Raw genomic sequence first — 15,133 nt, 5'->3', positions numbered from 1 at the left:
AAATATAAACTATTTTATCCATTTCAAAATAAAAAAGGATTTTTTATGGATATTATGGGTTATTTAGTGGAAGTTTAATTTTTTAGATGAGATATTTTTTATTTTAGTGAATAATTTTCATAACATTCTAATATTAGGTTGACATATGAGAAAAATAAATATAACATTTATTTTAACATTATATTGTAGGATGGTGATGTAAAATAGCTAGAATTGTAGATCCTAAAAAGATGGATAATATTAAGAGAGCAATAATGGAATGTATAATAGATTATGGTTACTCAGGAGTGTCAATTGCTTTAATTTGTGAAAAAGCAGGAGTTTCACCTGGATATTTATATAGATATTATAATAGCAAAGAGGAGTTAGTACAAGAATTAGTGGATTCAAAAATGAGTATAATAATTGACAATTTTATATCAGATATTAATTCTTCTAATACTATGTATGAAGCTGGATATAAAACAATAAGAAAATTATTTATGAGTGCAAACGAGGAACCAATGCTAGCTAAATTTACTGCTTCAGTAATAATGGATTTAAGGATACCAGCAAAGGAAAAATTCAATAGATTTAGTGGCGTTTTAAATCTGGCTCAAAAGTGTATTGAGTTGGGTAAAAAAACAGGTGAAATTAAGTCTGGCATAACTACTATGGAAGTATTAGTTGTATCTTTTACCATTCCATTTAGATACTTAGCATTTTCATTAGAACTGGAAAATGATAAAAAATTTACAGAAGAGGAGGCTGAAAGAATAGCAAAAATATGTATTAATGCATTGAAATAAATTTTTTTCTTCATTAATAAATAAACATTTATTTATTAATGAAGAAATTGTAGACTAAATAAAAATTAAAAATATAATATGTATCAAATTTATTATACGGGGGGTATATAGATTGTCAGAAAAAATTATTTGCACAATAAAAAAAATAGTCAATGCAGCTAAGAAAAAAAAGATTTTATTTACATCCTTAGCTGTTACAATTATGGCTTTGTGTATAATATATTTTGTGTTTTCATCTCAGGATAAAACAAATGAAAGCAGTGTTAGAAAATATCCGGTAAAAATAATGGAAGTTAAAAGTGGAAGTTTTCCTATGACACTGCAATATGAAGGATTAACAGGAGGTAGTGAAGTTAGAAAATTGTCTTTTAAGAGTTCAGCTAAGATATCAAAGATATATGTATCAAAAGGTGAACACGTTAAAAAAGGTAAAAAATTAGCAGAACTCGATAAAACAGATTTAAACTTTGCAGTGCAGGCTGCCAAATCTCAAATGGATACAGCTTCAGCACAATATAATAAGGTATTGAATGGAGCACAACAGGAAGATATAAATAAGGCTGAAATAGCTGTACAAAATGCACAGGATAACTATAACTATTATGAAGATTTGTATAATAAATATCTTAAATTAAATGAATCTGGAAGTATTTCAAATCAACAGCTAAATGATGTGAAGCTTCAATTAGATAGTACCCAGAGTGCATTAAATAGTGCAAAACAAACTCTACAGCAGCTCCAAAATGGATCAAGAGAAGAAGACAAGCAAACAGCTTTAGAACAATTAAATACTGCAAAAGCGGATTATGATTCGAAAGAAAGCCTGCTGAACGATGCCTCTATGATTGCAGATATGGATGGGTATGTTGTTGACATATTGGGTAAAGAAGGTGAGATGCAGCAGGCTGGTAATCCTGTTATATTGTTTAGAAGTGAAAATCAAGTCATTACAGTAGGACTTTCAGATGATGATGTAAAAAAAGTTAATGTAGGCACAAAGGCACAAGTGGATATTGGAGATGATAGGGCTCAGGGACAGATTATAAATATAGTCCAATTGGCAGATAGTACTTCTGGAACCTATAGTACTGAAATTAAACTCTCTACTCCTATAGATAATAGTAAATATTATGTGGGCGAAACTGCCGTGGTTTACATAGACATGGGTGAGTCAAATGCTATATCTATTCCCATTAGTTCAATTTTAAATGATGGAGAAGATTATGTGTATGTAATTGAAAATGGACATGCTGTTAAGAAAAATATAACTTTAGGTGATACTACTGATGAAGATAGAGTATCAGTAGAGGGCTTAAAAGATGGAGATAAACTTGTAATTGAAGGAATGAAAAATCTAAAATCGGGATATAAGGTTATAGTTAAATAAAGGAGAAGGTAATATGGGATTAATTAAAGTAGCTATAAAAAATAAGAAAATTGTATTATTTCTAGTTGCTATAATTATAGTTAGTGGATTTTATTGTTACAGGGGTATTTCAAAACAGGAAACTCCAGATATTGAATCTCCGGCAGCTATGATTACCACAGTTTATGCAGGTGCTTCACCTAGTGATATAGAAAAATTGGTCACTAAAAAGGTTGAACAAAAAGTTGAAGAAGTTGATGGATGTGATTATGTAGAATCTTACTCTGAAAGTAATGCATCAATAGTTATACTTTATTTGAATAATGACGCCGATGAAGAAAAAGCATGGAGGGATTTGAGGGATAAGATAAAAGATTTAAAATCTGACCTTCCAGCAGGGTGTAGCGATAGTGAAATTAACACTAATCTTACAGAAACAGCTGGAAGTATAATAAGTATATCAGGCAACAACTATTCTTATCAACAGTTAGGAGATTATGCTGATGATATAAAAAAGCAAATTCGTGATATTGATGGAATTTCTAGAATAGATGTTAAAGGTAAACAGGACAGGCAGGTAAATATACAGGTAGATTGGAAAAAGATAAATAAGTATGAAATATCCATAAAGGATATATGTACTGTATTAAGTGCACAAAATGTAGATATACCATCAGGGTCTTTAAATTTAGCTACAGGTAAAATAAAGGTGAATACTCCTGGAATGTTTAGTTCGCTGCATGATATAGAAAATACTGTAGTAGGGGTTTCAAGCAGTACCGGCGAAATGGTAAGAATTAAGGATATAGCAAAAGTATACATGGATTATGATGATGATTCTACCTATAAATTCATTGATAATGGTCAAAATGCGGTGTTGCTTACAACATATTTTCAGAAAAATAAAAATATAATTCCAATAGGAAATAATATAAAGGAAAAATTAGATACAATAAAAAAGGGAATGCCAGGTGACTTAAAGATAGACGAGGTTACTTTTCAGCCTAAAGATGTAAATGATTCTGTATCATTTTTTATGAAAAATCTTAGGGATGGAATAATACTTGTAATTGTAACTGTACTTATAGGTATGGGTTTTAGAAATTCTATGGTAGTGTCTACAGTTATACCTATATCAATATGTATGAATTTTATTATTATGTATGCCCTTGGCATCAAAGTTGAGCAGATGTCTACTACAGCACTTATTATAGCTCTTGGGATACTGGTTGATGATGCTATTGTAATAGGTGATGTAATACAAGTTGGAATAGATAATGGAATGAAAAGGGATGAAGCGGCCTTTGCAGGCATAAAAAAACTTTTTATACCAGTATTTACTTCCACTTTAATTATTGTAGGAGCTTTTTTACCTTTGCTTTCTATATCGGGAGTAGTTGGTAAATTTATAAAAAGTCTGCCTCAAGTTGTTATAATATGTGTGATATGCTCTTATTTGTGTGCATTGTTTGTAACGCCAGCTATGTCTTCTTTATTTTTTAGAAAAAGCAAGGAGAGTAGAGGAAAAAATCCAATTCGTATGATGTTTGAAGGTCTTTTAAAATATGGACTTAAGCATAAGAAAACTATTATTGGGTCAGCATTGGGAGTTTTTGCAGTGGCGTTGCTTTTGATTAAAACACTTGGGATGCAGCTTTTTCCATATGTAGATAAAGATATTATATATATAGATGTTTCCAATGAAAAAGTTGCAGATATAAAAAGTACAAGTAAATTAGTAAATCAAATAGAAAACATGTTAAAACGGCAAAAAGAAGTTACAAGATATACTTCAGCAGTAGGCGGAGGTATGCCTAAATTTTATGTAACCTTGCCTACAGTTGCACCAGCCGACGATACAGCCCAAATTATGGTAAAAGTAAATTTGAATAAGACCAAAAAGTTTAAAACAAGGCAAGAACTGGTGGAATACATACAGAATCAATTGGATAATAATATTTCTGGAGGTACGGCCACGGTAAAACAACTTGAAGAAGCCATGCCTATAGGGGCTCCAATACGTTTGAGACTTACAGGGGAAGATTTAGATCAGATGCAAAATGCTTCGGAAAAAATAGAACGTCAGTTAAAAAATATGTCTGGTACTATGAATGTAAGAGATGATGTAGCTAAAAAGACTTATGAATATGAAGTAGACATAGATGAAGATAGAGCAGCACAACTTGGATTATTAAAATCAGATATTCTGCAGCAGATTAATATTGCACTGAAAGGCTATAAGGCTTCCACTTATAGAAAAAGTGGTAATGAATATGATATTATGGTTAAAACGAATATTTTATCTGTGGGAGACTTGAAAAATTTATATATTAAATCAAGTGTTACAAATAAAAAGGTACCGTTATATGAAGCAGCATCTATCAAGCTTAATTCAGAAATAGATAAAATAACTCATTATAAAGAAGATAGGACTATAACCATTTATAGTGATGTTAAAAGCGGATATAATTCTGTTAACATAGAAAATGCACTGAAGCAAAAAATAGACAAAATGAATTTAGATCCGGTTAAGGTTATATATGATGGTGAAAAAGCACAGATAAGTAACTATTTTACAAGTCTTGGTATAGCAGGTGTACTTATTTTATTAATAATATATGTGCTGTTGTTTATCCAATTTAAATCATTTGTACAACCACTTATAATAATGTGTTCTTTGCCGCTGTCACTTATAGGAGTTTCAATAGGACTTCATGCTTTTGGAATGAACCTGTCACTTACGGCTTTTATGGGTATAATAAGTCTGATTGGAGTGGTTATAAGAAATGCAATACTTCTTATTGAATATATAAATAATGGCAGAGAAGAAGGACTTTCTATAGATGATGCCTGCATATATGCTGTAAGTCAGAGATTTAGACCTATAATATTGAGTTCTACGGCCACTATTACAGCACTTATACCATTGGCCTTTTCAGGAAGTGCATTATTTGGGCCTATGTCAGTTTCTATGATGTGTGGACTTTTGACAGCTACTTTTTTAACATTTATTGTTGTTCCGGTAGTATATTCTCTAATTAATACTAAATTAGAATATAGATTAGCAAATAAGGGGAGTAAATAGTGTCAATTTATGTGAAGTGATTCAAAAGATCAGCTGGGGTTTGCTTATTAAAAAGAGGAAGAAGGCTTTAAAGAAGCTGCTTAAGCTGCCCATACATTAAAATAACGTACCTTGATTTGTTTTACACAAACTTGGGTACGTTACTGCTTAATATGGTAAATTAAAGTTAATATTCTGCAGTATTTAATTTAATTATTTACGGAACTGGTGCCAGAATTTAATTGCTTGCTGAAATATGCAGAATAGATATCTTTTGCTACATAGGCAGAACCAGATCCCATACCTCCGTCAAATACCACTACATATACAGCTATTTGGGGTTTATCCAGTGGTGCATAACCTACATACTCTGCATAGTCCGTTCTTCCAATTTGAGTTTGATGTTCCTGGCTTACCAGGGTTGCAGTACCTGTCTTTCCTGCAGTTTTTATAGGGAAATCTGCAAAGGCTTTAGATGCAGTACCTTTTTCATTAACTGCTTCCATGCCGGCTTTAACTGCCTCTATATTTTCAGCCTTAACTTCTGTATTCTCAAGAACTTCAGGTTTAATCTGTTCAATGACATTGCCATCAGAATCTAAAAATTTATCCACCAGGTGAAGTTTATATCTGGTTCCTCCATTTGCTAAGGTTGCAATATAGTTTGCTATCTGAAGGGGGGTGAACTGGTTTAAACCTTGTCCTATAGCTGCATTTTCTATGTTGGCGGGTACGTCCAGCTGGGCATTGGCATCTGAAACGGTTATGTAGTATATGGATTGAATCAAATTGTCCATATCCTTGTTACTTATATCTTTTTTATTATTTGGATCTTCTGAGGTGAGTTTTAAAAATAATTCTTTGTACTTTTCTTTATCAAAGGCACTTTTTCCACCCTTTATAGAATCTTTTATTAAATTTTTTACTTCATTTTTCAGTGATTTAATTCCCTCAGAATCACTTTCATTATCATACAAGTCTATTTTGACTATGCTGCTTCCCCTGTCATCTATTCCATTTTTAAGCACTGACATGGTGTTTGCAAGGTAATTTCTTGCAAAGGTATTTTCATTGAATACAGTATTATATACCTGACCATAATTTTCTGAAATCTCTATACCTGTAGAGGGTTTTTCTTCACTACCTGAAGGTATGCCAAGGCCGAATTTCCAGGCGTATTTAGCTAGGGTATCGTCTCCAAAAGCTTCTCTAATAAGTCTTGCTACCTCCATAAAATAAGGATTACTGGATTTTTGTATGGCAGTTGTAAGGTTTACCCAATAATTGGCTCCATCCACTTTAAATTCTGCAGTTCTTCCTCCCTGATTATAAGTACCATTATCGTAATAGCTAAAATCAGGGGTTATAACACCGCTTTCCAGTCCTGCAATGGCAGTGATGGGTTTAAATGTGGAGCCTGGAGGTATTAGAGATTGAGTGGCATAATTATAAAAGGGTTTTGGATATATGTCATATAGATCCTGCCTTATGGCAGTATTGTTTTTTATGCTTTTATCAACGGGAAAAAGTATATCTAATACCTCATCCTCGGCTTTCCCGGGGTAATTGGCTGTAATGTTTCTTGCCCTTATATATTCTCTTCCAAATTCCTCTAGATTGGGATTAAAATATTGATTGTATGCCTCTGCAGTAAGTTTTCCAGGGACTGCAAAATCATTTGGATCGTATCCCGGTCTGCTGACAAGGGCTATTATGCCACCTGTATTTACATCAATTACCACGGCGGCTCCTCTGGTTGCATTTGTGGTATCAGCTCTTTCATAAGAATAGGCATTTTGCCTTAATTCTTCCATTCTCTTATCCAATGAAGTTTCTGCAGCTGCCTGTACATCCTTGTCTATGGTAAGCTGCAGGGTTTGTCCTGGATAGGAATCGCGGCTGCCAAGTTCCTCAAGTACCCTTCCATTTTTATTGAGTTTTACTATTCTTCCGCCCTTGGAGCCTTTTAGTCTGTCTTCAAAAGCTGCCTCAAGTCCCCCTTGACCCACATAATCACTGTTTATATCGTAGCCCTTGTCCTTATATTTTTCATAATTGGATGCTATTTTTGATATATACCCCAAAAAAGCAGAACCCAGATCTTTATTTGGGTATGACCTTATAGGCTGGGTATTTACGTCTACCCCTGGAAGTCCATTTAATATCTGCAAAAACTTAAAGGCAGTATCTTTGCTTATATTATTTGCAATAGTTGCAGGCTTATAACCTGAAAAGCGCTGCATCTTTAATGTATCCCTTATAATCATGAATCTTCTCTGTTCCTCCAGTGAATATCCATTTGGAATTTCATATTCTTTCAGGAGTACTTTAAAGGTATCCTCTGCAGATATCTTTAAAAGTTCTTTATTAACTGAGGTTTCTAAATCATCATCTGAAATATCTTTATTTTTACTTTTGATTTTTTTCTCTATGGACTCATTTAATCCCCTGTCTTTTTTAAATCTTATTTCCAGGGCATTTCTCACATTTTCATCCTCACTTCTAAATTCAAATTTAAAGGGATTTATTTTAATTTCGAAATCGTCTTGTTGGCTTTCACCACTTTCATCCAATATTTTAAATACCTTGTCCATAGTGGAAAAAAATGTTTTGTCACTTTCATCTGTCTGATTATATACAAGCATATACCCTAGTGCACTTGTAGCCAGTTTATTTCCTTTGCAGTCTAATATGTCACCTCTTGGGGCAGCTTCCGGGATTTCTCTTATAGCCTTGCTGTTTGATTGCTCTACGTATTGTTTACTCTTTACTACCTGAAGGAAAAAAAGTCTTCCAGCCATGGCTGAAAAGATTAATAGCATAATTATCATAATAACAGTATACCTTGTGGTGTTAAAATGTTTTTTATTTTTCACAAATATCATCTCCACTTATTAAATAATTATAATTAGTTTAATAGCAGCATATAAATGGGAATAATCAACATACTGGAAATTGTAGTTAGTACTACATTTACAGATGCATATTCATAATCTGCATTACAGTTTCTTGAGACTACAGCAGTATTGGTCATTGCTGGCATGGCAGCTTGTATAACAAATACCTTCTTCATAAGCGAAGGAGTACCTGAAAGAATACACAGCATATAAGCCATCATGGGTGAAATGAGAAATCTCCCTAAAAATAATACTAATATATCAGCACTAAATTTAAATTGTTTTAAATTTACAGAATAAATGGTTATTCCTATAAACAGCATGGCTAAGGGCGTAGTTAAATTACCAAAATATCTGAAAGTATCTATAATAAATTTTGGAAGATGGACATCCAGTAAAACCAGTGCAACTGACAGTATGAAGCTTAAAAGTGGGGCAGACATAATTCTCTTTAGTGTATCAGGAGAAAATATCTTTGTATTGCCATATTCTCCATCTCTGCTTATTTCATAGGCACCTATGGTCCAAAAAAAAGCGGTATTTGCTATGTAATATAGTAAAACATCAGGTACACTTTGTGTTCCAAATAAAGATAGATTCACAGGGAGGCCAATAAATATGGCATTGGATACAAAGAACATGGATCTAAAGGCACCTATTCTTCCTTTTTTTACTTTGATAATTTTAGAAACTATAACCGCAATTAAATAACAGATTGCCATGGATGTAAAGGGAACAAATAACCCTCTGCCCAGAGTAAGCAGTTTATGTCTGTCAAAACTCTCATTAAATTGAGATATCATAAGGCAGGGAATAGCCAGATTACATACTATTTTGGAAAAAAGCCTGGAGGTATTTTCATTAAACCATCCTTTATGACATAAAAAAAATCCTGTAGAAATCATAAGTATAATACTGAATACACTTTCTAGAGCGTTTAAAACTACCATTTTATATCCTCCTATATCATTATACTGGTTTTTATTACAAAATTAAACACATAAATAGAATATTTTCACATCTAAAATCTTTATGAAATCTTTATATGTACCACTATAATCTTAACAACAATTTTATATTCAACCTGATAATATAATAAATCATAATGGTAAAAGTGTAAATTCACTTAAATAGAGGTGTTAAAATGAGCTTTAAATTAGGTAATTTATTGGATAATTTAACGGGTAAAAGGTTAAAAACTGAAGAGATAGCACAAGAAAAATTTAATGTATTTTGGGGACTGCCTATAATGTCTAGCGATGCAATTTCTTCAGTAGCATATGCCGGGGAAGAAATATTATGGAAACTTATTCCTGTTATTGGTATATTGTCATATAATTATATGCTTTATGTGTCTTTATGTATCGTATTTTTAATGTTTATGCTTACGTTTTCATATAGACAAACTATTGATGCCTATCCAGGAGGGGGAGGCTCTTATATTGTAGCAAAAGATAATTTTGGAAGAAATACGGGACTTGTAGCGGGAGCTTCTTTGATTATAGATTATATACTAACTGTAGCGGTAAGCGCTTCTGCAAGTACTGCGGCTATAACTTCTGCTATACCTGCCTTACTCTATCATAAAGTAGCCATAACGTTGATGCTTATAATATTTCTAGTTATTGGAAATTTAAGAGGTATAAGAGAATCTTCAAAATTATTTGGTGTTCCCACATATTTATTTATATTTTCAATATTGTTTATGATTTTATGGGGAATAATTAAAGTACACTTTGGAGGGTATGTTCCAAAACCTGTTTACAACGTACCGGATGTTTCAGGGGAGGTAACCTGGTTTTTGCTTTTAAATGCTTTTGCAGCAGGATGTACTGCATTAACAGGCATAGAAGCAGTAAGTAATGGTGTTCCAAGCTTTAAAGAACCTTCTCAAAAACATGCTAAAACTGTGTTGTTACTTCTATCATTGACAGTACTTATAGTTTTTGGGGGAATTTCATACCTAGCAACACTCTATCATGCTGTTCCAAATTCAAAAGTAACTGTAGTTGCCCAGATTTCACACCAAATATTTGGGGGCAATATCATGTTTTATGTAATTCAGTGTACTACTGCAATTATACTTATCATGGCCAGCAATACTGCCTTTACTGGATTGCCCCTTCTACTGGCATTTATAGCTAAGGATGGGTATGCACCAAGACAATTTACAAAGAGGGGTAAAAGACTTAGTTATTCTAATGGTATAATAGTACTTGGGGTATTGTCATCTATACTAGTTATAATATTTAAAGGAGATACTCATTTTCTATTGCCTCTTTATGCGGTAGGAGTGTTTATATCATTTACATTGTCTCAATTTGGCATGTTTACAAGATGGATTAGAAATAAGGGGAGAGGATGGAAGCATAGAGCTGTTATAAATGGAGTAGGAGGATTATTGACTTTTATTACAACCATTATTATAGGAGTGACTAGATTTAAACATGGTGCATGGATAGTTTTTATACTTATACCTGCATTAGTTTATATAATGCTGAAAATAAATGAGCATTATATAAAGGTTGCAAAACAGCTAAAGTTGTCTAGAGATGAAATTCCTAAAAAAGTTAATTTTTCAGAGCAAAAAAGATATGTAATAGTCCCTATAGATACTTTAAATAAATCATTTTTAAAGGCTTTAAACTATGCAAGAACTATATCTAAAAACATAATAATATTCCATGTTTCCATAGAGGATGAAAATACCAATAAACTTTTGAAAAAATGGAAAGAATATGACATTGATATACCTATAGTTGTAAAAAAATCTTCCTATAGAAGTGTTATAGGGCCACTCATTAAATTTATAGAGTCAGAGGAATATTATGCAGGACCTGAAGATACGGTAACTGTGGTGATACCGCAATTTGTAATTACTAAATGGTGGGGCAACATACTCCACAATCAAACTGCACTTTTGATTAAGACTATACTTTTAAGGAGAAGAAATATAGCTATAGTTACCATACCTTATATAATAGATGAATGTTAATCAGGTATAATTGAAAGGGATATAGATTCAGAATATTGCGGAGGGAGTGAAAATAATGTTAAAGGAGGAGAACACTTTAATGAAATCTTCCGAACAGATAATGGCCTGCATAAGTCCCTCTCCATCTTCGGAAAAAGTGATACAAACTGCTGTAAAAATGGCAAAAAATTATAATTCAAAATTTATAGTATTGTATGTAGAGTCTATAAAATCTCAAACATTGAACCGGGAGGAGAAGAAAAGATTGAATTCTTACTTCAATTTGGTAGAACAGCTTGGAGGAGAAATGGTTACAGTGTATGGAGATAGTGTAGATAAACAAATAATACAATATGCTGAATTGAGAAATGTTACTAAAATAATAATAGGAAAAAATCATAAAAAGCTTACCAGTATATCTCATTTCTATAAAAGAGACTTGGTAGATAAAATTATGGATTCCAACCACTATATTGATGTCTACATTATACCAAGTCCTTTTTACAAGGAAGAGAAGAGTAATTTTATTTTAGAATTCGGTAATGAAGTGTTATCATTTAAAGAAATCGTTGAGACCATAATTATTATGGCAATTGTAACTGTAATTGCAAAATTCCTTAATTATATGGGATTTACTGATGTGAATGAGATTATGATTTTTATTTTAGGGGTTATAGTGGTATATATAAAGACCAAGGGATACTTAATAGGAATAATATCTTCCATAGTAGGGGTATTGATATTTAATTATTTATTTGTACAGCCAAAGGGTTCACTGCAGTTTTACGATAAAAATTATATAACTACCTTTGGAATCATGCTTATAGTTTCATTTGTAATTGGGACCCTCACAAATAGAATACAAAAAGAGGCTTGTAATTCCTATACCAGGGAAAAGAGAATGGAAATACTCTATAAGGCCAGCAGCAGATTATTAAGTGCAAGTGGTACTTCGGATGTGATTTTAACAGGAATAAAGTATATTTCCAGGTTAATTGGCAGAAATGTAGTGGGATATTTAGAAGAAGAGGGTAAACTGTCATCGCCTTTAATATATAGTGAAGATAAATCAGATAGTAAAAGTGTATTTTTAAATAATGAGAAAATAGTTTATTGGACTTTTTTAAATGGAGAAGATTCTGGAAAAGGTACAAATGTTTTTGGTCAATGTGATGTATATTACACACCTGTAAAAGTGCATAACAAGGTGCTAGGGGTAATTGGAATCTCTTGTATACAGGGAATTATCCATAGGGAACAGAAATTTATTGTTCAAACTATTGTGGGACAAATGGCGGTGGCTTTAGATAGAGAAATTCTTTCAAGTCAGCAGGAGGCTTCTAAAGTTCAAATTGAAAGGGAGAGACTTAGAAGCAATCTTTTAAGAGCAGTTTCCCATGACTTGAGAAGTCCTCTTGCAGGTATAAAGGGTTCTGTAAGTACAATACTGGAAAATGGACAGTTCATAGATGAAAATACAAAAAAAGATTTACTTATTGGAATTTATGATGATACAGAATGGCTTATAAGATTAGTTGAAAACTTGCTCAGCATGACAAGATTTGATGAGGGAAATGTAGATATTACTAAAAACATGGAATTAGTGGAGGAAGTAGTATCCGAAGCAGTTCAGAGAAGTTCAAAATGCCTAAAATATCATAGGGTAAAAGTAAATATTCCTGAAAAAATTATAATGGTTTCCATGGATGGCAGTTTAATTGAACAGGTACTCATAAATCTTTTTGACAATGCTGTAAAATTTTCTTCAGAAGGTTCTCTTGTAGAAATAAAGGTTTATGAAGAAAGTGAAAATGTAATTTTTGAAGTAATTGATGAAGGAAGGGGAATACCAGAGGAAATATTACCGTATATATTTGACAGATTCTTTACAAATGGTAGTAAGGTATCTGATTCAAGAAGGGGAGTAGGTCTTGGGCTTGCTATTTGTAAGTCAATAGTGGAGTTACATGGAGGAAAAATTACAGCCTGCAGCAGAAAAGAAGGAGGAGCTGTTTTTAAATTTAACATTCCAAAGGAAAAAAGAAAGGAAATTAATTATGCAAGATAAGCCTTATATTCTTATAGTTGAAGATGATAAACCTATAAGAAATTTTATAGCTGCAGCCCTAGCATCACAAGGATATAAATATATTGAAACGGACAAGGGAAAGGAAGCCGTTGCACTGTCTATTGCAAATAATCCAGATATTATAATACTTGACTTGGGCCTGCCGGATATGGACGGAATTGAAGTTATATCAAAAATAAGAGAATTATCAAATATTCCAATTATAATCGTGTCTGCCAGGGAAAAGGAAAGACAAAAGGTTGAAGCCCTTGACAAAGGAGCCGATGATTATCTAACCAAACCTTTTGGGATAGGGGAACTTTTAGCCAGAATTCGTGTGTCTTTAAGACATGATATATCAAATAAAAAGGAAAACACAGTGCTGCATACCTTCAAGGTAAAACAGCTTTTTGTGGATTTTGATAAAAGACGTGTAACTGTAAATGGTGATGAAATACATTTAACTCCCATAGAATATAAGATAATGGAACTCCTTTGCAAATATTCAGGAAAAGTATTGACACATAATTTTATTACCAGGGAAATCTGGGGAAAATCCCTTGGAAATGAAACACAGTCCCTTAGAGTTTTCATGGCTAATTTAAGAAGAAAAATAGAAAGAGACCCTTCCCAGCCTGAGTATATATATACAGAGGTTGGGGTAGGATACAGGTTGGTTGAAGAATCAAGTGATTCTTAGGCTTAATCGAATAAGATTTTACCTTCTACCTACTTAAAACTATTGTTTGGAATCTGTTTGTTTAGATATAAATAAAAAATTAAAAAGGCACTAATATCACATATTAAAATGAGTAAGGACATGGGTACATAAGTATGGTTTCCACTTATACCTACCAGGGGGGAAAGTACTCCTCCAATTAGGTTCATGCCAAGCCCTAGTATGGCAGAGGCAGTTCCAGCCCACTTTTTTTGATTTTGCATTGCCAGAGAAAAAGCAGGAGTATTTACCATACCTACCATTGATACTATAAAAAAAAGTGGAATGGTTACAGCTAATAGGTGTTTTGGTAGAAACAAGCTTATAAACAAGGCTATACTGCCAAAAGCTGCAGTGGATATGCCTATTTTAAGCAGCAGTTTTTCTCCTAATCTGTAGGATAATCTACCAGCGGCTTGGGACATAAGTACAATTCCAATACCGTTAATTGCAAATACCAGGCTAAATTCTTGGGCAGACAGGCCGAACATATTTTGTAGTACAAAAGAAGAACCGGAAATGTAGCAAAACATGGCACCTGTAACTAATCCCTGTACTAAGGCGTAGCTCATAAATATTTTATCGCTGATCAGAGATTTCAGTGCAGTAAATATAACTTTAGCATCATTTTTTTGTGAATTGTCAACTGTAAGTGTTTCTTTAAAATATAAAAGGGTGACAAAAAATAAAATTGAACCAATAATGCCAAGAATTATAAAAATACCTTTCCAGTTAGTGAATTTTAATACTATACCTCCAAAGATAGGAGACAGAATAGGGAATATACCATTTACAGCCATAAGCAGTGAAAAGAATTTTGTGAGTTCATTGCCCTGGTATAAATCTCTCGCAATTGCCCGGGAAATTACAAGACCTGCTGCACCAGACAGCCCTTGAATAAATCTTAAACCAATTAGAAGCCATATTGAGGTTACAAAAGAACATAAAAATGAAATAATTGTAAAAACAATTAATCCGGCTATAAGAGGTTTTTTTCTTCCATGTTTATCACTGTAGGGGCCTATTAGAAGCTGCCCAAGGGCAAGGCCTATTAAACAGGTAGTAATACTCATCTGTGTGAGGGATGCGCTAGTCTGCATTTGTTTTTCAATTAAGGGAAGTGAAGGTAAATACATGTCCATTGAAAGAGGGCCAAAAGCGCTTAAAATTCCAAGCAGTATAATAAGTGCTGCAGGTGATTTTTTTTCTTTATTTTTTATTTCATATGCCAATTATTTCTCCTCCTGAGTGAAAATAT

At 32.8% G+C, this 15,133-nt stretch carries 8 protein-coding genes and 1 pseudogene; 6 read left to right on the top strand and 3 right to left on the bottom strand.

All coding sequences use genetic code 11. The features are described 5' to 3' along the window. Nucleotides 1-230: 230 nt before the first annotated feature. The 3 genes from V7Q02_RS02930 (at nt 231) to V7Q02_RS02920 (ending at nt 5,239) form a co-directional block, all read left to right on the top strand. Nucleotides 231-788 carry a TetR/AcrR family transcriptional regulator gene (locus V7Q02_RS02930; protein ID WP_333859475.1) on the top strand — a complete coding sequence of 186 codons (558 nt, stop codon included), beginning with the start codon at nt 231-233 and terminating at the stop codon, nt 786-788. Between the two features lie 112 nt (nt 789-900). Continuing rightward, complete coding sequence (locus V7Q02_RS02925) at nt 901-2,175, top strand: efflux RND transporter periplasmic adaptor subunit (RefSeq protein WP_333859474.1); 1,275 nt, start codon at nt 901-903, stop codon at nt 2,173-2,175. A gap of 13 nt (nt 2,176-2,188) precedes the next feature. After that, complete coding sequence (locus V7Q02_RS02920; protein WP_333859473.1) at nt 2,189-5,239, top strand: efflux RND transporter permease subunit; 3,051 nt, start codon at nt 2,189-2,191, stop codon at nt 5,237-5,239. Nucleotides 5,240-5,427: 188 nt separating this feature from the next. Here V7Q02_RS02920 and V7Q02_RS02915 read toward each other — a convergent pair whose 3' ends face one another. Beyond that, nucleotides 5,428-8,094 carry a penicillin-binding transpeptidase domain-containing protein gene (locus tag V7Q02_RS02915; protein WP_373844361.1) on the bottom strand — a complete coding sequence of 889 codons (2,667 nt, stop codon included), beginning with the start codon at nt 8,092-8,094 and terminating at the stop codon, nt 5,428-5,430. Nucleotides 8,095-8,126: 32 nt separating this feature from the next. Then, complete coding sequence (locus V7Q02_RS02910) at nt 8,127-9,065, bottom strand: AEC family transporter (protein ID WP_333859471.1); 939 nt, start codon at nt 9,063-9,065, stop codon at nt 8,127-8,129. 194 nt (nt 9,066-9,259) lie between these two features. Between V7Q02_RS02910 and V7Q02_RS02905 the strand changes: the two genes are divergently transcribed. The 3 genes and pseudogenes from V7Q02_RS02905 (at nt 9,260) to V7Q02_RS02895 (ending at nt 13,857) form a co-directional block, all read left to right on the top strand. After that, entirely contained in the window at nt 9,260-11,110 is a 1,851-nt protein-coding gene (locus V7Q02_RS02905; RefSeq protein ID WP_333859470.1) for an APC family permease, read from the top strand. Nucleotides 11,111-11,171: 61 nt separating this feature from the next. Then, nucleotides 11,172-13,157 (top strand): annotated as a pseudogene (locus V7Q02_RS02900) (ATP-binding protein); the annotation flags it as partial. Further along, nucleotides 13,147-13,857, top strand: a complete 711-nt coding sequence (locus V7Q02_RS02895) for a response regulator transcription factor (protein ID WP_333859469.1) — start codon at nt 13,147-13,149, stop codon at nt 13,855-13,857. The pseudogene V7Q02_RS02900 and the gene V7Q02_RS02895, both read left to right, overlap by 11 nt. Before the next feature lie 29 nt (nt 13,858-13,886). Here the strand turns inward: V7Q02_RS02895 and V7Q02_RS02890 are convergent, their stop codons facing one another. Further along, the gene (locus tag V7Q02_RS02890; RefSeq protein WP_333859468.1) at nt 13,887-15,107 is read right to left on the bottom strand and encodes a multidrug effflux MFS transporter; all 1,221 of its coding nucleotides are present in this window, start codon (nt 15,105-15,107) and stop codon (nt 13,887-13,889) included. Between the last annotated feature and the right edge of the window lie 26 nt (nt 15,108-15,133).

This window comes from Clostridium sp. (assembly GCF_036781005.1).
GTDB lineage: Bacteria > Bacillota > Clostridia > Clostridiales > Clostridiaceae > Clostridium_B.
Note: the sequence above shows the minus strand (reverse complement) of the source record. Positions and strands in the feature narration are given on the sequence as shown.

Bases quoted from the DNA above. Each gene is read 5' to 3' on its own strand.
- V7Q02_RS02930 (WP_333859475.1), top strand. From the start codon at position 231: ATGGATAATATTAAGAGAGCAATAATGGAATGTATAATAGATTATGGT.
- V7Q02_RS02920 (WP_333859473.1), top strand. From the start codon at position 2,189: ATGGGATTAATTAAAGTAGCTATAAAAAATAAGAAAATTGTATTATTT.
- V7Q02_RS02905 (WP_333859470.1), top strand. From the start codon at position 9,260: ATGAGCTTTAAATTAGGTAATTTATTGGATAATTTAACGGGTAAAAGG.
- V7Q02_RS02895 (WP_333859469.1), top strand. From the start codon at position 13,147: ATGCAAGATAAGCCTTATATTCTTATAGTTGAAGATGATAAACCTATA.
- V7Q02_RS02910 (WP_333859471.1), bottom strand. From the start codon at position 9,065: ATGGTAGTTTTAAACGCTCTAGAAAGTGTATTCAGTATTATACTTATG.